Origin of the sequence: Aggregatibacter kilianii, from assembly GCF_003130255.1 — a bacterium.
Taxonomy (GTDB): Bacteria; Pseudomonadota; Gammaproteobacteria; order Enterobacterales; family Pasteurellaceae; genus Aggregatibacter; species Aggregatibacter kilianii.
Map to the genome: position 1 here is coordinate 1,047,317 of NZ_NRCN01000001.1, position 26,997 is coordinate 1,074,313.

21 protein-coding genes, 5 tRNA genes and 3 rRNA genes are annotated in these 26,997 nt (G+C 45.1%); 22 read left to right on the plus strand and 7 right to left on the minus strand.

Translation table 11 applies throughout. The features are described 5' to 3' along the window. The first annotated feature begins 73 nt into the window (after positions 1 to 73). Entirely contained in the window at positions 74 to 1,078 is a 1,005-nt protein-coding gene (gene trpS / locus DK428_RS04865; RefSeq protein ID WP_109064938.1) for a tryptophan--tRNA ligase, read from the plus strand. Positions 1,079 to 1,212: 134 nt separating this feature from the next. On the opposite strand, the gene DK428_RS04870 is transcribed toward trpS, so the two are convergent. After that, entirely contained in the window at positions 1,213 to 1,830 is a 618-nt protein-coding gene (locus DK428_RS04870) for a MarC family protein (RefSeq protein WP_005702353.1), read from the minus strand. Between the two features lie 80 nt (positions 1,831 to 1,910). Between DK428_RS04870 and DK428_RS04875 the strand changes: the two genes are divergently transcribed. The 4 genes from DK428_RS04875 (at position 1,911) to DK428_RS04890 (ending at position 6,038) form a co-directional block, all read left to right on the plus strand. Next, positions 1,911 to 3,836, plus strand: coding sequence for an ABC transporter ATP-binding protein (locus DK428_RS04875; RefSeq protein WP_109064939.1), 1,926 nt, complete (start codon positions 1,911 to 1,913; stop codon positions 3,834 to 3,836). 130 nt (positions 3,837 to 3,966) lie between these two features. After that, on the plus strand, positions 3,967 to 5,028 hold the full coding sequence (gene recA / locus DK428_RS04880) for a recombinase RecA (RefSeq protein ID WP_109064940.1): 1,062 nt from the start codon (positions 3,967 to 3,969) through the stop codon (positions 5,026 to 5,028). Positions 5,029 to 5,106: 78 nt separating this feature from the next. Further along, complete coding sequence (gene recX / locus DK428_RS04885; RefSeq protein ID WP_109064941.1) at positions 5,107 to 5,565, plus strand: recombination regulator RecX; 459 nt, start codon at positions 5,107 to 5,109, stop codon at positions 5,563 to 5,565. Positions 5,566 to 5,648: 83 nt separating this feature from the next. Continuing rightward, on the plus strand, positions 5,649 to 6,038 hold the full coding sequence (locus DK428_RS04890; RefSeq protein ID WP_005704798.1) for a RidA family protein: 390 nt from the start codon (positions 5,649 to 5,651) through the stop codon (positions 6,036 to 6,038). A gap of 72 nt (positions 6,039 to 6,110) precedes the next feature. On the opposite strand, the gene DK428_RS04895 is transcribed toward DK428_RS04890, so the two are convergent. From DK428_RS04895 to tal, 3 genes are all read right to left on the minus strand, one after another. Then, entirely contained in the window at positions 6,111 to 6,464 is a 354-nt protein-coding gene (locus tag DK428_RS04895; RefSeq protein ID WP_109064942.1) for a c-type lysozyme inhibitor, read from the minus strand. A gap of 176 nt (positions 6,465 to 6,640) precedes the next feature. Next, on the minus strand, positions 6,641 to 8,638 hold the full coding sequence (gene tkt / locus DK428_RS04900) for a transketolase (RefSeq protein WP_109064943.1): 1,998 nt from the start codon (positions 8,636 to 8,638) through the stop codon (positions 6,641 to 6,643). A 133-nt stretch (positions 8,639 to 8,771) separates the two neighbouring features. Beyond that, a complete protein-coding gene (gene tal / locus DK428_RS04905) occupies positions 8,772 to 9,725 on the minus strand; it encodes a transaldolase (protein WP_109064944.1) in 954 nt (317 codons plus the stop codon). 503 nt (positions 9,726 to 10,228) lie between these two features. Between tal and DK428_RS04910 the strand changes: the two genes are divergently transcribed. The 6 genes from DK428_RS04910 (at position 10,229) to DK428_RS11850 (ending at position 16,004) form a co-directional block, all read left to right on the plus strand. Further along, positions 10,229 to 11,768: ribosomal RNA gene (locus tag DK428_RS04910) — 16S ribosomal RNA — on the plus strand. An 85-nt stretch (positions 11,769 to 11,853) separates the two neighbouring features. After that, positions 11,854 to 11,930, plus strand: a tRNA-Ile gene (locus tag DK428_RS04915). A 95-nt stretch (positions 11,931 to 12,025) separates the two neighbouring features. Next, positions 12,026 to 12,101, plus strand: a tRNA-Ala gene (locus tag DK428_RS04920). Positions 12,102 to 12,490: 389 nt separating this feature from the next. Continuing rightward, positions 12,491 to 15,387, plus strand: a 23S ribosomal RNA gene (locus DK428_RS04925). A gap of 199 nt (positions 15,388 to 15,586) precedes the next feature. Beyond that, a 5S ribosomal RNA gene (gene rrf, locus DK428_RS04930) occupies positions 15,587 to 15,702 on the plus strand. The 16S, 23S and 5S rRNA genes sit together here with 2 tRNA genes alongside, the layout of an rRNA operon. A gap of 167 nt (positions 15,703 to 15,869) precedes the next feature. Further along, complete coding sequence (locus DK428_RS11850; protein ID WP_275425107.1) at positions 15,870 to 16,004, plus strand: hypothetical protein; 135 nt, start codon at positions 15,870 to 15,872, stop codon at positions 16,002 to 16,004. Between the two features lie 79 nt (positions 16,005 to 16,083). On the opposite strand, the gene DK428_RS04935 is transcribed toward DK428_RS11850, so the two are convergent. After that, positions 16,084 to 16,401, minus strand: a complete 318-nt coding sequence (locus tag DK428_RS04935; protein WP_109064751.1) for a cupin domain-containing protein — start codon at positions 16,399 to 16,401, stop codon at positions 16,084 to 16,086. 15 nt (positions 16,402 to 16,416) lie between these two features. After that, positions 16,417 to 19,215, minus strand: coding sequence for a DNA polymerase I (polA, locus tag DK428_RS04940; RefSeq protein ID WP_109064855.1), 2,799 nt, complete (start codon positions 19,213 to 19,215; stop codon positions 16,417 to 16,419). A gap of 216 nt (positions 19,216 to 19,431) precedes the next feature. Here polA and DK428_RS04945 point away from each other — a divergent pair, with 216 nt between their 5' ends. From DK428_RS04945 to DK428_RS04970, 6 genes are all read left to right on the plus strand, one after another. After that, entirely contained in the window at positions 19,432 to 19,992 is a 561-nt protein-coding gene (locus DK428_RS04945; protein ID WP_109064752.1) for a porin family protein, read from the plus strand. Between the two features lie 107 nt (positions 19,993 to 20,099). Beyond that, positions 20,100 to 20,330, plus strand: a complete 231-nt coding sequence (locus DK428_RS04950) for a YceK/YidQ family lipoprotein (protein WP_109064753.1) — start codon at positions 20,100 to 20,102, stop codon at positions 20,328 to 20,330. 9 nt (positions 20,331 to 20,339) lie between these two features. Next, entirely contained in the window at positions 20,340 to 22,355 is a 2,016-nt protein-coding gene (gene rep, locus DK428_RS04955; protein WP_109064754.1) for a DNA helicase Rep, read from the plus strand. Between the two features lie 127 nt (positions 22,356 to 22,482). Next, positions 22,483 to 22,576 (plus strand) — tRNA-Ser (locus tag DK428_RS04960). Positions 22,577 to 22,593: 17 nt separating this feature from the next. Beyond that, a tRNA-Arg gene (locus tag DK428_RS04965) sits at positions 22,594 to 22,670 on the plus strand. Between the two features lie 54 nt (positions 22,671 to 22,724). Beyond that, positions 22,725 to 22,801: transfer RNA gene (locus DK428_RS04970), tRNA-Arg, on the plus strand. Between the two features lie 71 nt (positions 22,802 to 22,872). On the opposite strand, the gene DK428_RS04975 is transcribed toward DK428_RS04970, so the two are convergent. Beyond that, positions 22,873 to 23,253 (minus strand): PRD domain-containing protein, encoded by a 381-nt coding sequence (locus DK428_RS04975; protein ID WP_109064755.1) that lies wholly within the window; start codon positions 23,251 to 23,253, stop codon positions 22,873 to 22,875. A gap of 129 nt (positions 23,254 to 23,382) precedes the next feature. Between DK428_RS04975 and DK428_RS04980 the strand changes: the two genes are divergently transcribed. The 5 genes from DK428_RS04980 (at position 23,383) to purT (ending at position 26,987) form a co-directional block, all read left to right on the plus strand. Continuing rightward, the gene (locus tag DK428_RS04980; protein ID WP_005701939.1) at positions 23,383 to 23,991 is read left to right on the plus strand and encodes a beta-phosphoglucomutase family hydrolase; all 609 of its coding nucleotides are present in this window, start codon (positions 23,383 to 23,385) and stop codon (positions 23,989 to 23,991) included. After that, a complete protein-coding gene (locus tag DK428_RS04985) occupies positions 23,985 to 24,599 on the plus strand; it encodes a sugar O-acetyltransferase (RefSeq protein WP_109064756.1) in 615 nt (204 codons plus the stop codon). Before DK428_RS04980 ends, DK428_RS04985 begins: the two co-directional genes overlap by 7 nt. Continuing rightward, complete coding sequence (locus DK428_RS04990; RefSeq protein ID WP_109064757.1) at positions 24,592 to 25,080, plus strand: YqaA family protein; 489 nt, start codon at positions 24,592 to 24,594, stop codon at positions 25,078 to 25,080. The genes DK428_RS04985 and DK428_RS04990 overlap by 8 nt, the downstream gene beginning before the upstream one ends. A 201-nt stretch (positions 25,081 to 25,281) precedes the next feature. Then, on the plus strand, positions 25,282 to 25,788 hold the full coding sequence (luxS, locus tag DK428_RS04995) for an S-ribosylhomocysteine lyase (RefSeq protein ID WP_109064758.1): 507 nt from the start codon (positions 25,282 to 25,284) through the stop codon (positions 25,786 to 25,788). Between the two features lie 17 nt (positions 25,789 to 25,805). Continuing rightward, complete coding sequence (gene purT, locus DK428_RS05000; protein ID WP_109064759.1) at positions 25,806 to 26,987, plus strand: formate-dependent phosphoribosylglycinamide formyltransferase; 1,182 nt, start codon at positions 25,806 to 25,808, stop codon at positions 26,985 to 26,987. Positions 26,988 to 26,997: the final 10 nt, after the last annotated feature.

Consider the following 26,997-nt stretch of genomic DNA (forward strand, 5'->3'; position numbering starts at 1 on the left):
TTAATTTTGGCTACAGCACAAGCGTGGACGCTTGCGCTATCAATAATAAGATTTAAAAATTAAGGATGTAAAAATGACCAAACCTATCGTGTTCAGCGGCGTACAGCCATCAGGTGAATTGACTATCGGTAACTACCTCGGTGCGTTGCGTCAGTGGGTGAAAATGCAGGATGACTATGAATGCCTGTTCTGTATCGTGGATCAACACGCCATCACCGTGCGCCAAGATCCGGCGGCATTACGCAAAGCCACCTTGGACGTGTTGGCATTGTATTTAGCCTGTGGCATCGACCCGGCAAAATCCACGATTTTCATTCAATCTCATGTGCCGGAACACGCGCAGTTGGCTTGGGTATTAAATTGCTACACGTATTTTGGCGAAATGGGCCGTATGACCCAGTTTAAAGACAAATCCGCCCGTTATGCAGAAAATATCAACGTCGGTTTGTTCACTTATCCGGTGTTAATGGCGGCAGACATTTTGCTTTACCAAGCCAACCAAGTGCCGGTAGGCGAAGACCAAAAACAACATTTGGAAATCACTCGTGACATCGCGCAACGTTTTAATGCGTTATACGGACCGCACTTTGCAGTGCCGGAAGTGTTCATCCCGAAAGCAGGTGCACGCGTTATGTCCTTGCTAGAGCCGGAAAAGAAAATGTCTAAATCGGACGAAAACCGCAACAACGTTATCGGCTTATTAGAAGACCCGAAAGCGGTCGCGAAGAAAATCAAACGTGCGGTAACCGATTCCGACGAGCCGCCGGTGATTCGTTATGACGTGAAAAATAAAGCGGGCGTGTCCAATCTTCTCGACATTCTCTCCGGCGTGAGCGGCAAAACCATCGCAGAACTTGAGCAAGAATTTGAAGGCAAAATGTATGGTCACCTCAAAGGTGCTGTCGCCGACGAAGTTTCTGCCATGTTGACCACGTTGCAAGAACGCTACCATCATTTCCGCAATAACGAGGAATTACTCCTTCAAATCGCCAAAGAAGGTGCGGAAAAAGCCAAAGCCCGCGCACAAGAAACATTAGCGAAAGTGTATGACGCCATTGGGTTTATTGGCGCGAAGTAAGCTATTTCACATAAAAACAAAAGCGGCGTTAAAGCCGCTTTTTTGTTTAAAGGCAAAAGCCGGAGTCAAATAAAAAGTGCGGTGAAAATTCATTTTAAATTTCGACCGCACTTTATAGAAAACAAATCGATTAATTAACTCATCTGCGTAAAGAAATCACGAATTCCCACCAACATATTATTAATCGCAACGGCTGCCAAAATTAATCCCATGACTCGACTAATCACGGCTGCACCGGTGTTGCCGATCCAGCGTTGAATACGGTTTGCCGCGAGGAATAAGAAATAGGTGATTAACAGGACGGACAACATGATTAGCGTTGTCATGGTTTGGTCGAACAGGCTGAAACGGTGATTGTCGGTGAGCAACACAATCGCCATCATGGCGCCGGGTGAGGCAATGGATGGCACAGCCAACGGGTAAACCGCCAGTTCGTTTAGATTGGACGAGAGTCTCATTTCCTGTTCCGGTTTGCCTTCGCCGAAAATCATGGTTAAGGCAAACAGCAATAACACCAATCCGCCGGCGATTTGGAAGGCGGTGAGAGGGATTTGCATGGCTTCTAATAAGGCTTGCCCGGCAAGCAGGAAGAAAATCAAAATGCCGGCGGAAATCATAACGGCTTTACGTGCGATTTTGTGACGATCTTCCACTGATAACCCAACTGTCTTGGTTAAATAGACAGGGATGGAGCCGATTGGGTCAATAACCGCCCATAGCACTACAAATTGAACGACGAGAGAATCAAACATTGGCAACTCCGATAAAAAAGTGGAAAATAACGCGCATATTTTTATGAACTGATATCTTATATTAAATTCGTTATAAACCAATGCTTTTTTTCACAAATTTAACCTTAAAACGGGGCTTGACTACGCTCCTCGAAAACGCCAATGCCACCATCAATCCGGGTCAGAAAGTCGGCTTAGTCGGCAAAAACGGTTGCGGAAAATCTTCCTTATTCGCTTTATTGAAAAATGAAATGAGCGCCGAAGGCGGTGAGGTGTCTTTTCCGTCAAATTGGGCGCTGGCGTGGGTGAATCAAGAAACACCTGCGCTAGATTGTCGCGCCATTGATTATGTCATTCAGGGGGATCGCGAATATACCCGTTTACAACAGGCGTTACAGCAAGCAAATGCCGAGAATGACGGCAACGCCATTGCCACCTTGCACAGTCGGTTAGAGACCATTGATGCATGGACGATAGAAGCCCGTGCAGGCGAGTTATTACACGGTTTAGGCTTTACTCAAGCAGAATTGGAACAGCCGGTCAAGGCGTTTTCCGGCGGCTGGCGGATGCGCTTGAATTTGGCTCAAGCCTTGATTTGCCGTTCTGATTTGTTATTGCTTGACGAACCGACCAACCACTTGGATTTAGACGCCGTGATTTGGTTGGAGCGTTGGTTAAAACAATATCAGGGCACATTAATTCTGATCTCGCACGATCGCGACTTTTTAGACCCGATTGTCGGCAAGATTTTGCATATTGAACAACAAAAGCTCAATGAATACACGGGCGATTATTCTTCTTTTGAATTGCAACGGGCAACCAAATTGGCTCAACAGAATGGCATGTATCGCCAGCAACAACTGAAAATCGATCACTTACAGCGTTATATTGACCGTTTCAAAGCCAAAGCCACCAAGGCTAAACAGGCGCAAAGCCGTATTAAGGCATTGGAACGCATGGAAAAAATTGCACCAGCGTATGTGGATAATCCGTTTCATTTTGAATTTCGTGAGCCGCTCTCCCTGCCAAGCCCTTTGTTAATGATGGAAAATGCCTCTGTCGGGTATGGTTTGGGCGAAAGTTCGGTGGAAATTTTAAGTAAAATTAAACTGAATCTGGTGCCTGGTTCACGTATTGGTTTGCTCGGTAAAAATGGTGCAGGAAAATCTACCTTAATTAAATTATTGGCAGGCGAAATCCCCCCGACCGGCGGCACGATTCAATTGGCAAAAGGCGTGCAGTTAGGCTATTTCGCACAACATCAATTAGATACCTTACGCGCGGATGAAAGCGCCTTGTGGCATTTGCAAAAAATAGCGCCACAGCAAACAGAACAACAGTTACGTGATTATTTAGGTGGATTTGCCTTTCACGGCGACAAAGTCAATCAACCGGTGGCGTCTTTTTCCGGTGGTGAAAAAGCGCGTTTGGTATTGGCGCTCATTGTGTGGCAACGCCCGAACTTACTGTTGCTGGATGAACCGACCAACCACTTGGATTTGGATATGCGTCAGGCGCTAACCGAAGCGTTGGTGGATTATCAAGGTTCTTTGGTATTGGTATCGCACGATCGCCATTTGTTGCGCAATACCGTGGATGAATTCTATTTGGTGCACGATAAACAGGTGGAAGAGTTTAAAGGGGATTTGGCGGATTATCAGAAGTGGCTGAACGAGCAGAATGCACAGCCAGCAGTGATAAAAGCACAAAATGAGTTCAGCGAAAATGAAAATTCTGCCGCTAATCGTAAAGAGCAAAAACGCAAAGAGGCAGAATTGCGGCAACAACTGGCGCCACTGCGTAAACAGGCGACACAGCTGGAAAATCAAATGGAAAAACTGGGTACGCAATTACAGCAGATTGAAACGGATTTGGCGGATCCGAGTTTGTACGACGTAGAAATGAAAGCAAAATTGACCGCACTTTTAGCCGAACAGGTACAGGTGAAAAAGCAGTTGGAAGAGGTAGAAGTTGACTGGTTGGCATTACAAGAAAGTATAGAAGACATCATGTCTCAAGCAGAATAAAACGCAAAATAATTGTGTTTTGGAAGTGGTGTCACATTATTTTTAAAAAGATCAAAATTTCACTTGATACTGTATATTGATACAGTTATCATAAGCGAAAATTTTGATAATGATTTTCCCGAGGTAAAAAATGGCAACTCAAGAAGAAAAACAAAAAGCGCTCGACGCCGCGTTAGGTCAAATCGAAAAACAATTTGGTAAAGGCGCCATCATGAAATTAGGCGACAGCCAAAAATTGGATATTGAAGCGATTTCCACCGGTTCATTTGGTCTTGATTTGGCATTAGGCATCGGTGGTTTACCGATGGGACGTATTGTTGAGATCTTCGGGCCGGAATCTTCCGGTAAAACCACCTTAACCCTTTCTGTGATTGCCGAGGCACAAAAAAATGGTAAAACCTGTGCCTTTATTGATGCGGAGCACGCGTTAGATCCGATTTATGCGTCTAAATTAGGTGTAGATGTGAAAGAGTTATTGGTGTCTCAACCGGATAACGGCGAACAAGCCCTAGAAATTTGTGATGCATTAGTACGTTCCGGTGCTGTGGATGTGGTTATCGTTGACTCGGTTGCCGCATTAACCCCGAAAGCCGAAATTGAAGGTGATATGGGGGATTCGCACATGGGCTTGCAAGCGCGTTTAATGTCCCAAGCCTTGCGTAAATTAACCAGCCAAATTAAAAATGCGAATTGCTTGGTGATTTTCATTAACCAAATCCGTATGAAAATCGGCGTGATGTTCGGTAATCCGGAAACTACCACCGGCGGTAACGCACTTAAATTCTATGCGTCCGTACGTTTGGATATTCGCCGTGTGGGGGCTATTAAAGAAGGTGATGAAGTGGTGGGAAATGAAACCCGTGTGAAAGTGGTGAAAAACAAAGTCGCACCGCCGTTCCGTCAAGTGGACTTCCAAATTCTGTATGGCGAAGGTATTTCTAAAGAAAGCGAACTGATTGATTTAGGTGTGAAACACAAGCTGATCAGTAAAGCTGGCGCGTGGTATGCTTATCAGAATGAGAAAATCGGTCAGGGCAAAACCAATGCGATGAAATGGTTAAAAGATAACCCTGAACAAGCGAAAATCATTGAAAGTACGTTGCGTGATGAGTTATTGGCCCACCCGGAATCTGCCATTACGGCTGACTCGGACAACGAAGCGCAAGGCAATATCGAGAGTGATTTTGAATAAATGCGTTATCCTAAAAAGTGCGGTCAAAAATGACCGCACTTTTGTTATCTCCGGATGTAAAAATGCAAGGGGCGGGATATGTCTTCGTTAGCATTAGGTTATGTGATGAATTTACTGTCACGACGGGAATATAGCGAATTTGAATTACGTTGCAAAATGCAAGAAAAGGCATTTACCGAGGAGGAGATTGAACAAGCCATTGCCCACTGCCAACAAAAAAATTGGCAAAATGATCAGCGTTTTACCGAAAGTTATTTGCACAGTCGTTCACAGCGTGGCTATGGTTTGCAGCGAATCAAACAGGAATTGCGTCAACTAAAAGGCGTGGAAAGTGCAACCATTGACGTGGCTCTTAGTCAATGTGATATTGATTGGTCTGCGTTGGCGTTAAACCAGTTGCGCAAAAAATTTCCCAATTACATGGAAAAACAACCGCCGAAGATGAAACAGAAAATCTGGCAATATATGTTATCGCATGGGTTTCATTCTGATGAATTCGCCGATTATGTGGGGTCTGAACCTCAGGAATTTAACTAAAATAGCACCCGAGAAAACTGACATTCCCCTTATTTCGGCGTAGAATTACCGACAATCAGATAACGTTAAATTAAGGAGAAAAAATGACTAAAGTAATTCATACCGATAAAGCACCCGCAGCCATTGGTCCTTATGTACAAGCTGTTGATTTAGGCAATTTGGTTCTCACGTCCGGACAAATTCCCGTTAATCCGACAACCGGCGAAGTGCCGAAAGAGATCGTTGCACAAGCCCGTCAATCTTTAGAGAATATTAAAGCTATTGTTGAACAAGCGGGATTGAGTGTTGCCCACATTGTAAAAACCACGGTTTTTGTAAAAGATCTCAATGATTTTGCTGCAGTTAATGCAGAATATGAACGTTTTTTCAAAGAAAATAATCACCCGAGCTTCCCGGCACGTTCTTGCGTGGAAGTTGCTCGTTTGCCAAAAGACGTTGGTGTGGAAATTGAAGCGATCGCTGTAAGAGCCTAGTTTTCAGCCTGTTTGAACAGAAATAAATAAGCTCCCGAATACGGGAGCTTATTGTTAATGTACGTTGGTGTTTTAACCTGCAACACACTCACTTAATACCGGTTTATCATCCCCTTCAACTAAATCTGCAGTTTTGCCTTTGGTATAAAGTTTATAGGTATAATTTTTGCTGATTGCTTGATAATTTGTGCCAGAAGCCATTTTCATTAGTTCCATAGGAATCATTTCATCCATTTGGTTAATAACGGCATAAGAGCTGTTACCCGCATTGATAAAAACAACTTCTAAGTTTTTGCTGTCTTTACAGCTATAGGTGATTTTTGTGACTTCGTCTGCACCTTTGCTTTTTTTCGCTAAGACTTGAGGTGAGATTGTTGCTAACGCGCAAGCCAAGGTGGTAATTAAAGTGGTTTTTAATAATTTCATAGTATTCTCCTGTCCATGACAAATGAAATTCAGCTTTTAGACAGAGTTAATTTGCCAAGAGTTCACGGCTGAATAATTTTTATTTACGAAATACAAAGAGCCTTACAAATAATAATCTGTAATAAAAAAACCATCTCCTATGAGATGGTTTTTTTACGTTAAAGTGCGGTCAGAAATTAGAGAATTTCTTTCGCTTTGGCAACAACGTTATCTACAGTGAAGCCAAAGAGTTTGAACAATTGGTCTGCCGGTGCGGATTCACCGAAACTGTTCATACCAACGATACGACCATTGAAGCCAACGTATTTGTACCAGAAATCGGAAATACCTGCTTCAATCGCAACACGTTTTGTCACTGCCGCAGGTAAAACAGATTCGCGATAAGTTTCATCTTGTTTATCAAACACATTGGTGCTCGGCATAGAAACCACACGAATTTTTTTACCCTCTGCGGTTAATTGCTCTGCTGCTTTCACCGCCAATTCCACTTCAGAACCGGTCGCAATGAAAATCAGATCCGGTGTGCCGGCACAGTCTTTTAACACGTAAGCGCCGCGCGCCACATTAGCTAATTGCTCAGAAGTGCGGTCCATTTGAAGAAGATTTTGACGGGTGAAAATTAATGCGCTTGGGCCATCGGTTCTTTCAATCGCGGCTTTCCAAGCAATTGCAGATTCTACTTGGTCGCAAGGACGCCATGTTTCTAGGTTCGGAATGAGGCGTAGCGTTGCGGTTTGTTCAACCGGTTGGTGGGTTGGACCGTCTTCGCCTAAACCGATGGAATCATGGGTGAATACAAACAAGCTACGTTGTTTCATTAATGCCGCCATACGAATCGCGTTGTGGGCATATTCCATAAACATTAAGAAGGTTGCGCCATAAGGAATGAAACCACCGTGAAGCGCAATACCGTTCATGATTGCCGCCATACCGAACTCACGTACGCCGTAGTTGAGGTAGTTACCGCCAACGTTTTGAGTCGCGCGAATTGGTTTGGAGCCGGACCAAAGGGTGAGGTTGGAGCTTGCCAAGTCGGCGGAACCGCCGAGTAATTCCGGTAACACTTTAGCATAAGCCTCAATGGCATTTTGTGATGCTTTACGGCTTGCAATGCTTGCCGGGTTAGCTTGTAAATGGTCAATGAAGGCTTGAGATTCTTTTGCCCAATCAGCCGGCAGTTTTTTCTCTATGCGACGGGTAAATTCAGCGGCCAATTCCGGATAAGCTTTCGCATACGCGGCAAATTTCTCATGCCATGCTTTTTCTAACTCCGCACCTTTTGCTTTCGCATCCCATTGCGCATAGACGTCTGCCGGAATTTCAAACGGTGCGTAATCCCAGTTTAGTGCCTTGCGGGTTAATGCGATTTCTTCATCACCTAATGGTGCACCGTGGCAATCGTGAGAGTTAGATTTGTTTGGTGAACCGAAACCGATAATCGTTTTACAAATAATTAATGTCGGCTTGCCGGTTTCTGCTTGCGCTTGTTTGATGGCGTCAATAATTTGCGCCGGGTTGTGGCCGTCGATTGCCGGAATTACTTGCCAACCGTAGGCTTCAAAGCGTTTTTGTGTGTCATCGGTAAACCAACCGTCAACATGGCCGTCAATGGAAATGTTATTGTCATCATAGAAAGCGATTAATTTGCCTAAACCAAGGGTGCCCGCTAAAGAGCAAGCTTCATGAGAAATCCCTTCCATCAAGCAACCGTCACCTAAGAACGCATAAGTATAGTGATCCACAATGTTGTGACCGTCACGGTTAAATTGGCCTGCAAGGGTTTTCTCTGCAATTGCCATACCGACCGCATTAGTAATACCTTGACCTAGTGGGCCTGTGGTGGTTTCAACGCCCGGTGTGTAACCAAATTCAGGGTGTCCCGGTGTTTTGGAATGTAATTGACGGAATTGTTTTAAATCTTCAATGGATACATCGTAACCGCTTAAATGCAACAAGCTATAAATCAGCATGGAACCGTGGCCGTTAGACAATACAAAACGGTCACGGTTGGCCCATTGTGGGTTGGTTGGATTATGGCGTAGGAAGTCACGCCATAACACTTCAGCGATATCCGCCATTCCCATCGGTGCACCCGGGTGACCGGATTTAGCTTTTTGTACGGCATCCATGCTTAAAAAACGGATTGCATTAGCGAGTTGTTGACGATTAGACATTGTGCCTCCTGATTAGATGTCAATATTGCAATAATTTTGATGGGCTCATAAAAAAGTGCGGTCAGATTTTTCAGTGTTTTTAAATACCGAAAATTTCCACCGCACTTTTGCTCAATTCATAGGGTACAAACCTTTACCATTTAGAAAGTAACATATCTTCTAATTTGCCTTGGTCAATGGCAAATTTACGAATACCATCTGCCAGTTTTTCCACCGCCATGGCATCACTGTTATGCTGCCAATAGAACTCGGCTTCGGTTAACGGTTGTGGCTTGGCTTGTACCTCGCCTTGGAAATTGAGTTTTCTCTCCACGGCGTTTGGTGTTTCGTGTAAGATTTTCAACAATGGCGGCGCAATAGTTAAACGGTCGCAACCGGCTAATTCAATGATTTCACCGACATTGCGGAAACTTGCACCCATGACCACGGTTTTGTAACCGTATTGTTTGTAGTAGTTGTAAATTTTGGTGACGGAAATCACGCCCGGATCTTCTGCCGGTGCGTATTCTTTTTTATCGGAGTTGGCTTTATACCAGTCTAAAATACGCCCCACAAACGGCGAGATTAAGTAAACGCCGGCTTCCGCACAAGCACGAGCCTGTGCTTCGGAGAATAGTAAAGTCAGGTTACAGTTAATGCTTTCTTTTTCTAAAATTTCCGCAGCTCGGATACCTTGCCATGTGGATGCAATTTTAATTAGGATACGATTTTTATTGATGCCTGCCGCTTCATAAAGCGCAATAAGTTTTCTGGCTTTCACTACGGTGGCGTTGGTGTCGTAAGAAAGACGGGCATCCACTTCGGTAGAAACACGACCCGGCACTAATTTCAGGATTTCTAAGCCGATATTTACTGCCAATTTATCTTCCGCATCAATCAATTGTTGCGCTTTGTCTTGGCTTTGTTGTTTACCATAAGCGATGGCTTCATCAATTAATGACGCATATTGCGGAAGCGCGGCCGCACTTAAAATTAAAGATGGATTAGTAGTGGCGTCTTCCGGTTTATATTGTCTAATGGCATCAATGTCGCCGGTGTCGGCAACGACAACGGTAAGTTGGCGAAGAGAGTCTAACTGGTTAGTCATAATGTATTCCTTGTTTTGAGATGGAAAAATGAGTTGATTTGTTACGCTGAGCCATTCTGAGATAATGGCAAAAGATCAGTAAAAATATAACTGCACTTTATAGAGAAAGCAACCTTAAAATGCCCTATCGGGCAGTGTTTCACACAATGAGATTGATAGGTTTGTCCTATGGGATTTTAATTATTGATTTGCTTTAGTATAGACTAGGGAATTATCAATCAGTTCAATTTATTAGCAATCAAAAAGATTTTTAAATTTTTTGTAAAAAAATGCTTGCAAGGGTTGAATAAAAGCCTATAATACGCCCCCACAACGACGCGCCGTTGTAAAGCACTAAACAGCGCGTCGTTTTTTGTTCTTTAACAATCAATCAGACAAACTGTGTGGGCACTTGAAGATTCGTTTTTAAAAGAATTTTAAAATTGAACTGAATAGTGCTACGAAACAATCGTTTATTTATAGATAGATTAATTAGCTAGCAGTATTGAGCGATTAAACTTTTTGAATTGAAGAGTTTGATCATGGCTCAGATTGAACGCTGGCGGCAGGCTTAACACATGCAAGTCGAACGGTAGCAGGTAAGTACTTGTACTTATGCTGACGAGTGGCGGACGGGTGAGTAATGCTTGGGGATCTGGCTTATGGAGGGGGATAACGACGGGAAACTGTCGCTAATACCGCGTAGAATCGAGAGATGAAAGTGTGGGACCTTCGGGCCACATGCCATAGGATGAACCCAAGTGGGATTAGGTAGTTGGTAGGGTAATGGCCTACCAAGCCGACGATCCCTAGCTGGTCTGAGAGGATGACCAGCCACACCGGGACTGAGACACGGCCCGGACTCCTACGGGAGGCAGCAGTGGGGAATATTGCGCAATGGGGGCAACCCTGACGCAGCCATGCCGCGTGAATGAAGAAGGCCTTCGGGTTGTAAAGTTCTTTCGGTGACGAGGAAGGCGTGATGTTTAATAGGCATCACGATTGACGTTAATCACAGAAGAAGCACCGGCTAACTCCGTGCCAGCAGCCGCGGTAATACGGAGGGTGCGAGCGTTAATCGGAATAACTGGGCGTAAAGGGCACGCAGGCGGACTTTTAAGTGAGGTGTGAAATCCCCGGGCTTAACCTGGGAATTGCATTTCAGACTGGGGGTCTAGAGTACTTTAGGGAGGGGTAGAATTCCACGTGTAGCGGTGAAATGCGTAGAGATGTGGAGGAATACCGAAGGCGAAGGCAGCCCCTTGGGAATGTACTGACGCTCATGTGCGAAAGCGTGGGGAGCAAACAGGATTAGATACCCTGGTAGTCCACGCTGTAAACGCTGTCGATTTGGGGATTGGGCTTTGAGCTTGGTGCCCGTAGCTAACGTGATAAATCGACCGCCTGGGGAGTACGGCCGCAAGGTTAAAACTCAAATGAATTGACGGGGGCCCGCACAAGCGGTGGAGCATGTGGTTTAATTCGATGCAACGCGAAGAACCTTACCTACTCTTGACATCCATGGAATCTTGTAGAGATATGAGAGTGCCTTCGGGAACCATGAGACAGGTGCTGCATGGCTGTCGTCAGCTCGTGTTGTGAAATGTTGGGTTAAGTCCCGCAACGAGCGCAACCCTTATCCTTTGTTGCCAGCGATTAGGTCGGGAACTCAAAGGAGACTGCCGGTGATAAACCGGAGGAAGGTGGGGATGACGTCAAGTCATCATGGCCCTTACGAGTAGGGCTACACACGTGCTACAATGGCGTATACAGAGGGCGACGAAGCCGCGAGGTGGAGTGAATCTCACAAAGTACGTCTAAGTCCGGATTGGAGTCTGCAACTCGACTCCATGAAGTCGGAATCGCTAGTAATCGCGAATCAGAATGTCGCGGTGAATACGTTCCCGGGCCTTGTACACACCGCCCGTCACACCATGGGAGTGGGTTGTACCAGAAGTAGATAGCTTAACCTTCGGGAGGGCGTTTACCACGGTATGATTCATGACTGGGGTGAAGTCGTAACAAGGTAACCGTAGGGGAACCTGCGGTTGGAACACCTCCTTACCGAAAGACGAACTTAAGTGTCCACACAGTTTGGCTGATGATTGTAGACAGAGTCAGAACACTATAGAAGACAAAAAATCCTGTTGGGTCTGTAGCTCAGGTGGTTAGAGCGCACCCCTGATAAGGGTGAGGTCGGTGGTTCAAGTCCACTCAGACCCACCACTTAGACTGGTGAGTTTGGTAGATTAATTTCATTGTGAGTTAACTTTCAATATATCAAAAGCACTATGTATGAGTGAAAACCAAAGGATATGATTGGGGATATAGCTCAGCTGGGAGAGCGCCTGCCTTGCACGCAGGAGGTCAGCGGTTCGATCCCGCTTATCTCCACCAATATCGTCATAGTTAAGTTTATTGCATACACGTTATTAAGAAATGCCATTCTTATCTTCTTTTTTACTTAAAGTAGATAAGTTATTTGTGGTCCAAATAAGTAGATGTAAGGGTATCAAGTCAATAAATTTAACTATGATGATAAAGAAAGAAACTTCTTTATAAAACCTGTTCTTTAACAAACCGGAAACAAGCTGAAAACGAGACTTTCAAGAAAGTCTGAGTGAGAGTAATTGATAAAAGGCGATTGCTCTTAATAAATTAACTGTTACTGCTTAGCGACGTTAAGTGTTTTCGATTCAATGTTGTGATTTTAAGTGGATTTTAGATTTAAATTAACTTTTAAGTTTATGAAATTGAATTAATTATAAGAATACTTGAGGTTGTATGGTTAAGTGACAAAGCGTACAAGGTGGATGCCTTGGCAATCAGAGGCGACGAAGGACGTGCTAATCTGCGAAAAGCTTGGATGAGTCGATAAGAGGCGTTTAATCCAAGATGTCCGAATGGGGAAACCCAGTGGGTGAAGAACCCACTATCATTATCTGAATCCATAGGATAATGAGGCGAACCGGGAGAACTGAAACATCTAAGTACCCCGAGGAAAAGAAATCAACCGAGATTTCGTTAGTAGCGGCGAGCGAACGCGAAGGAGCCTGTTAGTGATAATGACAGAGACAGAGGAATGTGCTGGGAAGCACAGCGACACAGGGTGATAGCCCCGTACTCGAAGTCCAGGTTATGGTACTAAGCTAACGACAAGTAAGGCGGGACACGTGATATCCTGTTTGAAGATGGGGGGACCATCCTCCAAGGCTAAATACTCCTGATTGACCGATAGTGAACCAGTACTGTGAAGGAAAGGCGAAAAGAACCCCGGTGAGGGGAGTGAAATAGAACCTGAAACCTTGTACGTACAAGCAGTGGGAGCCCGCAAGGGTGACTGCGTACCTTTTGTATAATGGGTCAGCGACTTATATTTTGTAGCGAGGTTAACCGAATAGGGGAGCCGAAGGGAAACCGAGTCTTAACTGGGCGATTAGTTGCAAGGTATAGACCCGAAACCCGGTGATCTAGCCATGGGCAGGTTGAAGGTTGGGTAACACTAACTGGAGGACCGAACCGACTAATGTTGAAAAATTAGCGGATGACTTGTGGCTGGGGGTGAAAGGCCAATCAAACCGGGAGATAGCTGGTTCTCCCCGAAATCTATTTAGGTAGAGCCTTGAGCGGACACCTTCGGGGGTAGAGCACTGTTTCGGCTAGGGGTCCATCCCGGATTACCAACCCGATGCAAACTGCGAATACCGAAGAGTGATACTCAGGAGACACACGGCGGGTGCTAACGTCCGTCGTGGAGAGGGAAACAACCCAGACCGCCAGCTAAGGTCCCAAAGTCTATATTAAGTGGGAAACGAAGTGGGAAGGCTTAGACAGCTAGGATGTTGGCTTAGAAGCAGCCATCATTTAAAGAAAGCGTAATAGCTCACTAGTCGAGTCGGCCTGCGCGGAAGATGTAACGGGGCTCAAATATAGCACCGAAGCTGCGGCATCAGTAGCAATACTGTTGGGTAGGGGAGCGTTGTGTAAGCGGAAGAAGGTGAATCGAGAGGTTTGCTGGACGTATCACAAGTGCGAATGCTGACATAAGTAACGATAAAACGGGTGAAAAACCCGTTCGCCGGAAGACCAAGGGTTCCTGTCCAACGTTAATCGGGGCAGGGTGAGTCGGCCCCTAAGGCGAGGCTGAAAAGCGTAGTCGATGGGAAACGGGTTAATATTCCCGTACTTGGATAAACTGCGATGTGGGGACGGAGAAGGTTAGGTTATCGACCTGTTGGATATGGTCGTTTAAGTTGGTAGGTGGGGAGTTTAGGCAAATCCGGACTTCCTTAACACTGAGAGATGATGACGAGGCTCTACGGAGCTGAAGTAACCGATACCACACTTCCAGGAAAAGCCACTAAGCTTCAGGTTTATCTAAACCGTACTGAAAACCGACACAGGTGGTCAGGTAGAGAATACTCAGGCGCTTGAGAGAACTCGGGTGAAGGAACTAGGCAAAATAGCACCGTAACTTCGGGAGAAGGTGCGCCGGCGTAGATTGTAAGGGCTTGCCCCTGAAGGTTGAACCGGTCGAAGATACCAGCTGGCTGCAACTGTTTATTAAAAACACAGCACTCTGCAAACACGAAAGTGGACGTATAGGGTGTGATGCCTGCCCGGTGCTGGAAGGTTAATTGATGGTGTTATCGCAAGAGAAGCACTTGATCGAAGCCCCAGTAAACGGCGGCCGTAACTATAACGGTCCTAAGGTAGCGAAATTCCTTGTCGGGTAAGTTCCGACCTGCACGAATGGCATAATGATGGCCAGGCTGTCTCCACCCGAGACTCAGTGAAATTGAAATCGCCGTGAAGATGCGGTGTACCCGCGGCTAGACGGAAAGACCCCGTGAACCTTTACTATAGCTTGACACTGAACATTGAATTTTGATGTGTAGGATAGGTGGGAGACTTTGAAGCAGTCACGCCAGTGATTGTGGAGTCGTCCTTGAAATACCACCCTTTAACGTTTGATGTTCTAACGAAGATTACGAAACGTGGTCTCGGACAGTGTCTGGTGGGTAGTTTGACTGGGGCGGTCTCCTCCCAAAGAGTAACGGAGGAGCACGAAGGTTTGCTAATGACGGTCGGACATCGTCAGGTTAGTGCAATGGTATAAGCAAGCTTAACTGCGAGACAGACAAGTCGAGCAGGTACGAAAGTAGGTCATAGTGATCCGGTGGTTCTGCATGGAAGGGCCATCGCTCAACGGATAAAAGGTACTCCGGGGATAACAGGCTGATACCGCCCAAGAGTTCATATCGACGGCGGTGTTTGGCACCTCGATGTCGGCTCATCACATCCTGGGGCTGAAGTAGGTCCCAAGGGTATGGCTGTTCGCCATTTAAAGTGGTACGCGAGCTGGGTTTAGAACGTCGTGAGACAGTTCGGTCCCTATCTGCCGTGGGCGTTGGAGAATTGGTTGGGGCTGCTCCTAGTACGAGAGGACCGGAGTGGACGCACCGCTGGTGTTCCGGTTGTGTCGCCAGACGCATTGCCGGGTAGCTAAGTGCGGAAGAGATAAGTGCTGAAAGCATCTAAGCACGAAACTTGCCAAGAGATGAGTTCTCCCAGATTATAAATCTGTAAGGGTTGTTTAAGACTAAGACGTAGATAGGCATGGTGTGTAAGTGGTGCGAGCCATTGAGCTAACATGTACTAATTGCCCGAGAGGCTTAGCCATACAACGCTCAAGTGTTTTTGGGGAGACCTGAGGCATGAGAGCGGAATTGGGTGGGTAGCAGTTAAGAGAGAATAAAGAGAGACTGTAGGTGATTCACCGGGAATAGAGGTGATGATACTAAGAGAAAGTTGAGAGTCAGCTTGTTTTGGTTTGAAGGATAGAGAATACGAGAAGACGGAAGTAAAGTCATCGACCGAATTTTGGCGGCGATAATGCGGTGGGCCCACCTGAATCCATACCGAACTCAGAAGTGAAACGCCGTAATGCCGATGGTAGTGTGGGATATTCCCATGTGAGAGTAGGTCACCGCCAAGCTGAATATAGACCCCTGATGTGCATGCATCGGGGGTTTTTGTTTATTTTGCTCGTATGAATTTCTATGAAAAGTTGGTTATGACTAGGATAGTAGGGGGAATAAAGAAGAGGGCTAGGTTGACAGGCGCAAGTCAAAGAGAGCAAGTTAAGCTTAAAAAGGTCAGAGGATGTTTGATGAAAAAGAAAACCGCACAGTGAATGTATTTCAAAGTGCGGTTGATTTTAGGCATGTTTTAATAGAAGAGGATTATTTTCCGCTCCATGCTTTGATGACATTTAAACGTGCATCAACTTTGCTTTGAGAGTCACTTTGTAATATTCAGTATGGTGAAATATTGATTTTATAAACAAGTTTATATAATCGTACAATTCTGCTTTGCCTCAAACACTTCCCACCTTTTCAATCACCAAAATTCGTGCTTCGCCCTGTGGGTGAGCGATGTGTTCTGTGCCGATGCCGGCATAAAAAATATCGCCGGTTTCTAGCAACACACTTTTGTCTTCGCCGCGTTCTTTGTAGTGCATTTCCACCACGCCGTCCATCACAGCAAAGACTTCCTCACCATCATTGATATGCCATTTGTAAGGCTCATCCGTCCAATGTAACCGCACACTGATACCATTCATTTCAGTGATATCTAAACCACCCCACGCACGGGTGGCGGTAAAATCTGCGCTACGAATAATTTTGTGTGCCATGCTCTCTCCTTAACGTTAGTGAGCTTCGTCCCAGTTCTCGCCCACGCCAACATCCACAATCAGCGGCACCACGAGCTCAGCAGCGGCTTCCATATATTGTTTGATGAGCTCGCTGAAAAACGCGATTTTTTCTGACCGCACTTCAAACACCAATTCGTCATGCACCTGCATGATCATGTGAATATCCGGATCATCACGCGTGATTTCATCTAGTTTAATCATGGCGCGTTTGATGATATCGGCGGCGGTACCTTGCATCGGCGCGTTAATCGCGACCCGTTCCGCGCCTTTGCGGCGCATGGCGTTGGAGGAATTGATTTCCGGCAAATACAAGCGGCGTCCGAACAAGGTTTCCACATAGCCTTGCGCTTTCGCTTTTTCACGAATGTCGTGCATAAAGGTTTGCACGCCCGGGTAACGTTGGAAATACAAATCCATATAGCGTTGCGCATCCGAGCGGGAAATCCCAAGTTGACGGGAAAGTCCGAAAGATGACATGCCATAAATCAGGCCGAAGTTAATGGCCTTAGCGTTGCGACGTTGTTCACTTGTCACCTGTTCCAACGGCAAACCGAAAATTTCAGCGGCGGTGGAGCGGTGAATGTCTTTGCCTTGTGCGAATGCGTTAATCAAACCGGCATCATTGGACAAATGCGCCATAATGCGCAGCTCAATTTGGGAATAGTCGGCGGCGATAATTTTATAGCCATCACGGGCAATAAAGGCTTGCCGAATGCGGCGCCCTTCCTCGTTACGAATCGGAATATTCTGCAAATTCGGATCACTGGAAGAAAGCCGTCCTGTTGCCGTTACGGCTTGATGGTAAGAGGTGTGCACGCGCCCGGTTTGCGGGTTCACCATTTGCGGCAATTTGTCGGTGTAAGTGGATTTGAGTTTGCTCAAACCACGATGTTCCACCAACACTTTCGGCAATTCGTGGCTGTACGCCAGTTCCTCCAAAACTTCTTCATTGGTGGACGGCGCGCCTTTCGGGGTTTTTTGCAGCACCGGCAAGCCGAGTTTATCGAACAGAATTTCTTGCAACTGTTTCGTGGACGCCAAATTGAACGGTTGTCCTGCCAGTTCGTGCGCTTGCATTTCAAGTGCGGTCAATCTTTCGGTAATTTCGTTGGACTGCAAGAACAGCACATCAGAATCAATCAGCACGCCACAACGCTCCATGCGCGACAATACGCCGAGCAACGGCAATTCGATGGATTCATAGAGTTCCACTAAACTAGGTTGCGACTGAAGTTTTTCCCACAACACGTGCTTTAATTTCATGGTAACGTCGGCATCTTCCGCCGCGTATTCGCCTGCTTGTTCCAGTGGGATTTGATTGAACGTCAGCTGATTTTTTCCTTTGCCGGCAATGTCTTCAAAACCAATCGTTTGGTGGCCGAGATAACGCTTCGCTAAGTCGTCCATGTTGTGCCGACCGGTGCTGTCCAAGGTGTAAGAAAGCAACATGGTGTCGAATTCAATGCCCCGTAATTCAATGCCGTTGCGGGCAAAAATAGTCATATCAAACTTGAGATTCTGTCCGATTTTACCGATATTCGGGTTCTCTAAAATTGGTTTGAGGGCAGCAAGTGCGGTGCTTTTTTCGAGCGTTTTTGGCGCACCGAGATAATCCAAATACAACGGTAAATACGCCGCTTCGCCATTTTCTAACGCAAAAGACACGCCTACCAAATTAGCGGACATATAATCCAACCCGTCGGTTTCCGTATCCACCGCAATCAGTTTCTCGGCACTTAATTTTTCCACCCAACGAGCTAAATCTGTTTCAGTCAGAATGTTTTCATAGCGGCTGTGGTCAATCTTAAATTTAACGGCATTTTCAACCGCACTTTCATCGGTTTTGACTGCCGGCGTCGCTTGATAGTGATTAATTTTCACTGATTGCGCCGGTTGTGTCACGGAACTGGCGCCGTTCATCACTTCGCCCAGCCAGCGTTTAAATTCATACCGTCCGAAATATTCGATTAAGGCGTCATTGTTGCTGTCACCAAGCGCAAGTTCTTGCGGGGAAAATGCCAATGCCACGTCGGTTTTGATGGTTGCCAACGCGTAGGACAAATCCGCCATGTCTTTTTCGGCAAGCAATTTTTCACCGAGTTTCTTCGCACCACGAATCGGCAGTTCGGCGACTTTATCCAGATTGGCATAAATTTGTGCCATGCTGCCGATGCCCTTCAAAAGTCCTATCGCTGTTTTTTCACCTACGCCTGAGACACCGGGAATGTTGTCAGAGCTGTCACCCATCAACGCCAGATAATCAATAATCAGTTCCGGCGGAATGCCGTATTTTTCAATCACTCCCGCGCGATCCAGCAGGCTGTTGTTCATGGTATTAATCAACATAATGTTGTCATCCACCAGCTGCGCCATGTCTTTGTCACCGGTACTGATAAGTACCTTCTGCCCGTTTTTTGAGGCTTGGCACGCCAGCGTGCCGATCACATCATCCGCTTCTACGCCTTCCACCACCAACAGTGGAATGCCTAATGCACGAATCATGTCATGCAACGGCTGGATTTGTTTACGCAGATCATCCGGCATCGGCGGACGGTGAGATTTATATTGCTCAAACATTTCATCGCGGAAGGTTTTACCTTTGGCATCAAACACCACCGCAATGTGGCTTGGCTGCACTTGAGAAATCAAGCTTTTCAACATATTCAGCACACCATACATGGCGCCTGTTGGTTCACCGTTGGAATTGGTGAGTGGAGGGAAAGCGTGAAAGGCACGGTATAAATAAGAAGAACCGTCCACGAGGACAAGGGGATTTGCAGCAATTTGAGCCATAATCATCTCATGATGTTGATAAAATGTTGTCGCATTATAGCGAAAATTGGGGGGCAGCGCATGAAAAATGGTCAGTGGATAAACAGTTAAAATTGCAGGGAAAAACCACCGCACTTTAAGGGGAATGCGCCATAAAAGAAACGAAAGATCTTGATTCATATAAATAAAATGCCTATACTCGAGCCGATTTTAACTAAAATCTAATAGAGGACTTTTATGAAAAAATTAACTCTCTTAGCGCTTAGCGCTGCTGTTCTTGTGTCTACCTCTGCGGTAGCATCTGATTTTACCGGTTTTGGTGTGGGTGTTGACGTGGGTACAACAAAATATAAAGATGCGAAACGCATTTCTAATGTTGATTTAATCGGTGATTACGGTATCGACTATGGTCACAATTTAATGGGTATCGTCGAAGCTAAATTAAAATTAAATAGCTCAACTTTACATGATGATCATTATGGCTATTCTCATCTTAAGATTAAGGAAACTACCCGTTTAGGCGTAAGCTATTTACAGGGGTATCGTGTAACACCAAATGTTTTGCCTTATGCTAAAATTGGTGTACAAACTTCGAAATTCAAAGGTGAATATAGAGAGCCAGGTTATTCTGCCACTTCAAGTGAGACCAAAAACGGTATTGGTTTTGGTGCAGGTGTGAAAGCTAGCTTAACGCCAAACTTTGAATTAGGCTTGGAATACTTAAGATCTCACACTAAGTTTGATGGCTATAAATTAAAAGGTAATTCCTTCACTACAAATGCCACATATCGTTTCTAATTTGACTTCATTTTAAATATGTTGCGCCATGGGGTAACCTGTGGCGCAATATTTTTATGTATTGGGTTCTCCTCTTTCTGCTTATTTGGTGTAAAATCCGCCCACTTATGAAATTTCCAACATTCAAAATACTGTTTTTTTCGACCGCACTTTTCACTGCAAGCGCGTGTGGCACAGTAGTAAAACTGGTGGATCCGACGGAACCTTATAGTCCTTATGCGGGTACCAAATATGATTTTGAGATGGCGAAACGTTGGGGCTTGCCGATTTTGGATCTGCCGTTGTCCTTCCTGTTAGATACTGCGCTATTGCCTTATGCGTGGTCGCAAAGCGAATAACTGTCAATTATGAAACTCAATCCTCAACAACAACAGGCGGTGGAATACGTTTCCGGGCCTTGTTTGGTTTTGGCGGGTGCCGGTTCCGGCAAAACTCGCGTGATCATCAATAAAATCGCCCATTTAATTGGTAAGTGCGGTTATTTACCGAAGCAAATCGCCGCCGTTACCTTTACCAATAAAGCCGCACGCGAAATGAAAGAACGTGTGGCGCATTCTATCGGTAAAGAATCCTCCAAAGGGTTAATTGTATCCACTTTCCACACTCTCGGTTTTGAAATTATTAAACGCGAATACAAGCACTTAGGTTTTAAAGCTAATATGACGCTGTTTGATGAATATGATCAAATGGCGTTGTTAAAAGAGCTCACCGCCGATCTATTGCAAGAAGACAAAGAGTTACTACGCACGCTGATCAATCGCATTTCTAATTGGAAGAATGACTTATGTAGCCCGCAACAAGCAATGGCATTGGCGCGTGATAAGCAAGAACAAACCTTCGCTCATTGTTACGACCGCTATAATAAACAACTGCGTGCCTACAATGCTTTGGATTTTGATGATTTGATTATGTTGCCGACCCTACTGTTCAAACAGAACGCCGAAGTGCGGTCCAAATGGCAGGAGAAAATTCGCTATCTGTTGGTAGATGAATACCAAGACACCAACACCAGTCAATATGAGTTGATTAAGTTGTTAGTGGGGGAGCGTGCGCGTTTCACCGTAGTGGGTGACGACGATCAGTCTATTTATTCTTGGCGTGGCGCACGACCACAGAATATGGTGCGATTACGTGATGATTTTCCGGCGTTACGGGTGATTAAACTGGAACAAAATTACCGTTCTAGCCAACGCATTTTGCATTGCGCCAATATTCTCATCGATAACAATGATCATGTTTTCGACAAAAAACTCTTTTCCAATTTAGGCGAAGGGGAAAAGTTACAAATTATTGAAGCGAAAAACGAAGAACATGAGGCGGAACGAGTGGTAGGTGAGTTGATTGCTCATCGGTTTATCGCTAAAACCCATTATCGTGATTATGCCATTTTGTATCGTGGTAACCACCAATCGCGCTTGCTGGAAAAAATTTTGATGCAAAACCGCATTCCATACAAAATCTCCGGTGGCACATCATTTTTCTCCCGCGCGGAAATTAAGGACATGATGGCGTATTTGCGTTTGGTGGTGAATCAAGATGATGATGCGGCGTTTTTGCGCATTGTGAACACGCCAAAACGGGAAATCGGTACGGCAACACTGGAAAAATTGGGTTCACTGGCACAAGAAAAACATGTCAGCTTATTTGAAGCGATTTTTGATTTTGAGCTGATTCAGAGGGTCACCCCGAAAGCCTATGATGCGTTACAAAAATTCGCCCGTTGGATTGTCGAATTGAATGACGAAATACAACGTTCCGAACCTGAACGCGCGGTGCGCTCCATGCTTGCTTCGTTACATTATGAAGAATATTTATACGAATATGCCACCAGCCCGAAAGCGGCAGAAATGCAGAGTAAAAACGTGGCAACGTTGTTTGATTGGGTTGCTGATATGCTCAAAGGCGATGAATTTAATGAGCCGATGAATCTGAACCAAATCGTCACCCGCTTAACGTTGCGTGATATGTTAGAACGCGGCGAAGAGGAAGATGACAGCGATCAGGTACAATTAATGACGCTCCATGCCTCCAAAGGGCTAGAATTTCCGCATGTGTTTTTAATCGGCATGGAAGAAGGTATTTTGCCGCACCAAACCAGCATTGACGAAGATAACGTGGAAGAAGAACGCCGTTTGGCGTATGTGGGCATTACTCGCGCGCAACAGAATCTGTGGTTTTCTTTGTGCAAAGAACGACGCCAGTTCGGCGAATTGATTCGTCCTGAGCCAAGCCGATTCTTACTGGAGTTGCCGGAAAACGATTTGCAGTGGGAACGGGATAAACCGCCGTTAACTGCCGAACAGCAACAGGCGAAAACGCAAAGCCATATTGCTAATTTACGAGCGATTTTACGCGGGAAATAAGGACACAAACATTGTGTAGGAAGTTGTCCAGAAATCAGGCAACCAAGTTGATTTCAGGCACTTTTTGGAAAAAATAATTTGACTTATTGTCATAAACCCGTATCATACCGCCCACAAACACGATTGTGGTGAGATGGCCGAGCAGGCTGAAGGCGCTCCCCTGCTAAGGGAGTATGGGGTCAAAAACTCCATCGAGGGTTCGAATCCCTCTCTCACCGCCATTTGTTTAATTTGTCTCGCACCCGTAGCTCAGCTGGATAGAGTACTCGGCTACGAACCGAGCGGTCAGAGGTTCGAATCCTCTCGGGTGCGCCATTTTAAATCGACTCTATTGTTTTAAATGGTCTGAGCAAATTAAACACCAACTACGCACCCGTAGCTCAGCTGGATAGAGTACTCGGCTACGAACCGAGCGGTCAAAGGTTCGAATCCTTTCGGGTGCGCCATTTTACTTCTTTATAATTTCCAACTCATTTTCTAAAACAATCAAAAGTGCGGTCGTTTTTTCGTGTATTTTTTAACGAAGCCGTTCTAATACGTGTGGTTGATCCAATACTAATCCGTATACATTTGCCAGAAAATAAGTTTGTTCTTCTTCCGGAATGCTGAGCGGCATTAACTCAAGCACATATTGATGAATAATTAAAACTTGCGGAAAAATCACCGCACTTTGAATTTCAGCCAAAAAATCGGCATATAACGGCGAAGCTCGATGGCCACGTTTAATCCGCCCTAATGCGCTAGCAATATGCACCAACATCATTTTTACCTGCTCGGTTTCCACATCTACCTGCCAGTATTGTTGCAAATGTTGGCGGACGTTTAGCACGGTATCCACGATATGCTCGTCGATTAATTCGCGCATGTGAAATGCCCAAAGCCGTTGTTGAATATCCATTCGCTTTATCCGTCAAGAAAATCAGTTAAGTATAACCAAATTCACATTAATTAAACGGTGCATTGATCACAAATTTATAGCAAAATAACGTTCTCTTCATTTTTTAAGTCAGACAATTCGGAAGGCGATATGTTAGATAATGATGTTATCAACCAATATGACGGTTTAATTTTTGATATGGACGGTACGGTCATTGACACCATGCCAAGCCACGCGAAAGCATGGGAAATGGTGGGGCAACATTTCGGTTATCCGTTTAATGGCAATTTATTATATGAGATGGGCGGTGCGCCGGTGAAAACCATTGCTTTGGAAATGATGAAACGCCATGCCATGCCGTTAGACCAATTAAATAATGTGATTGAATTAAAACGCGAATATGGCAAAGAATTGATCATGAAACACGCGGCTTTATTACCTGCGGCGAATGTAGTACGTTCTTTTTATAGTAAAAAACCGCTTGCTCTCGGCACGGGCTCCCACCGTGCCATGACTGAAATCCTGTTGGATAAATTTGATTTTGAAAAATATTTTTCTGCCATCGTAACCGCCGAAGATATTCAGAATCATAAACCGGCACCGGATACCTTTTTGCGCTGCGCCGAATTGATTAAGGTAAAGCCGCAACGTTGTTTGGTGTTTGAGGATGGCGATTTAGGCATTCAAGCAGGATTGCGTGCCGGCATGGATGTGTTTGATGTGCGGGTAAATAAATTATTAAGAGATACGTCATGCTAAGCGAAAAAGACAAAATGCTACAGGGGTTGGCTCATCACGCTTATTCTGATGAGTTAGTAGCAATGCGTCTACGCGCTAAAGAGTTGCTTTATGATTTCAATATCACCACCCGCCCAAGTAATAAAGCGGAAAAAGTGCGGTTGATTTTAGAATTGTTTGGCCAAGCTGACGAAACCGTCCATATTAATTCGCCATTTTGTTGCGATTATGGGGCGAATATTCGTGTGGGGAAAAACTTTTTCGCAAATTATCACTGCACAATTTTAGACAATGCTCCAGTGACTATTGGTGATGATGTGATGTTTGCCCCTAATGTGAGCTTATACACCGTCAGTCATCCGCTCGATGCGGATTTACGCCTTGCCGGCTGGGAACAAGCCAAGCCGATTACGATTGGCAATAATGTCTGGGTGGGTGGCAATGTTGTCATTTTAGGTGGTGTAACCATTGGTGATAATGCTGTCATTGCCTCCGGCTCCTTAGTGACAAAAGACATTACTGCCAATAGCCTTGCCATGGGATCACCTTGTCGGGTAGTTCGTCAAATTACCTCAGCGGATCGTGAAAGCTATCTGCGCAACTATATGCCACAGCAAGAGCATGTTTGATATTTTTAGCTGGGATTGGTGGCAATCTTTATTTGGTGAACATCGTTTATGGATTATGTTTACCAGCGCTTTTCTAAGTTCCACCGTATTACCCGGCAATTCCGAAATTATTTTTCTTATCATTGCGACACCATTACTTTGGACGGGTTCTTCTTATTTTTCGACCGATATTCAAAGTTTATTGTGGGTTGCCGTGATCGGTAACAGTTTAGGAAGTCTGACCACTTATTTATTAGGTCGTTGGTTACCTCCTATGCAAAAAATACAAAACCATCGCAAAATTAATTGGGTGTTAGAGAAAACACAACGCTATGGCAGTCTGATGCTATTTTTTAGCTGGTTACCTGTAGTGGGTGATTTGTTTTGTGCAGTGGCAGGTTGGTTGCGTTTAAACTGGGTGGCGTGCCTGGTATTTATTACCCTTGGCAAAATAGTGCGGTATGTTTTTTTACTGTTTTTAGGGATTAACGTTTTTTTGTAACGCTGTAAAATAGGTAAAAAAATGCCTCTCACGAGGAGAGGCGAATAACCTAAGGAACCAATTTTATTAAAACAACTGCAAGTTGCTTGTTACATAGGACAATAGTATAAAGGAAAAAGTTCAAAAAAATTTACAAAAATTTGAAATTAATTTACGATCGCTTATATTTTGAGCAAATAATAACAAATTTGAGGAGAAATTATGCCATTACTTGATAGCTTTAAAGTAGATCATACCCGCATGAAAGCCCCGGCAGTGAGAGTTGCCAAAACTATGCGTACACCCAAGGGTGACACTATTACAGTTTTTGACTTACGTTTTACTGTTCCGAATAAGGAAAATTTACCACCCAAAGGCATTCACACTTTAGAACATCTTTTTGCCGGTTTTATGCGCGATCATTTAAATGATGATCATGTAGAGATCATCGACATTTCCCCAATGGGCTGTCGTACTGGTTTTTATATGTCCTTAATCGGTACGCCAAATGAACAACAAGTGGCAAAGGCGTGGCTCGCTTCCATGCAGGATATTTTAAATGTCAAAGAACAAAGCCAAATTCCTGAATTAAATGAGTACCAATGCGGCACTTATACCGAGCATTCTTTGGCTGAAGCCCATCAAATCGCCCAAAATGTGTTAGCGCGCGGCGTTGGTGTCAATAAAAACGAAGAGTTGACCCTAGATGAGACCTTATTAAATCACTAACTTGGAGAGGAACAAATATGACCACTATCGGCACGCCATTAACCGCCAAAGCGATAAAAGTCATGATGCTTGGCGCCGGTGAGTTAGGCAAAGAAGTTGTGATTGAATTACAACGCCTGGGCGTTGAAGTTATTGCAGTGGATCGTTACGAAAACGCACCCGCACAACAGGTGGCACATCGTGCTTACACCATTTCCATGTTGGATGGTGAAGCCCTACGCGCCTTAGTGGAGCAAGAGCGTCCTGATTATATCGTACCGGAAGTGGAAGCTATCTCCACCGACACGTTGGTTGCGTTGGAACAAGAAGGCTTCACGGTGATTCCTACCGCCAAAGCAACCAAGCTCACGATGAATCGTGAAGGCATTCGTCGCTTGGCGGCCGAGGAGTTAGGTTTACCAACATCGCCTTATCAATTCGTGGATAACTTCGCCGACTTCAAAAGTGCGGTGGAAAAAATCGGCGTTCCTTGTGTTGTCAAACCGATTATGTCCTCTTCCGGCCATGGACAAAGCGTTATTCGTTCGTTAGATCAAATCCAACATGCCTGGGATTATGCCCAACAAGGCGGACGTGCCGGCGCAGGACGGGTTATCGTAGAAGGGTTTGTTAAATTCGATTACGAAATTACTTTATTAACCGTCCGCCATATCAACGGCACCTCCTTTCTGGCACCGGTGGGACACATTCAAGAAGACGGTGACTATCGCGAATCTTGGCAGCCTCAAGCTATGTCAGAAGGCGCATTGCAAAAAGCGCAAAACATTGCGGAGAAAATCACCGGTGCCCTTGGCGGACGTGGCATTTTCGGCGTAGAAATGTTTATTCGTGGCGATGACGTCATTTTCAACGAAGTTTCCCCGCGTCCACACGACACCGGCATGGTCACGATGATTTCACAAGAGCTCTCTCAGTTTGCATTACACGCCCGTGCAATTCTTGGTTTGCCAATTCCAACAATTGATTTCATCAGCCCCTCTGCATCTAAGGCCATTGTCGTAGAAGGCAAATCCAACCAAGTACAATTTGCCAATTTAGACAATGTGTTGGCCGAACCGCAAACCAACTTGCGTATTTTCGGCAAAGGCGAAGTGAACGGACATCGTCGTTTAGGTGTGCTGTTAGCGCGTGACGTCAGTACGGAAAAAGCCTTGGAAAAAGTGCGTCGTGCTTATGAAAAATTAGAGGTTATTTTGTAGTTTCTCAAAT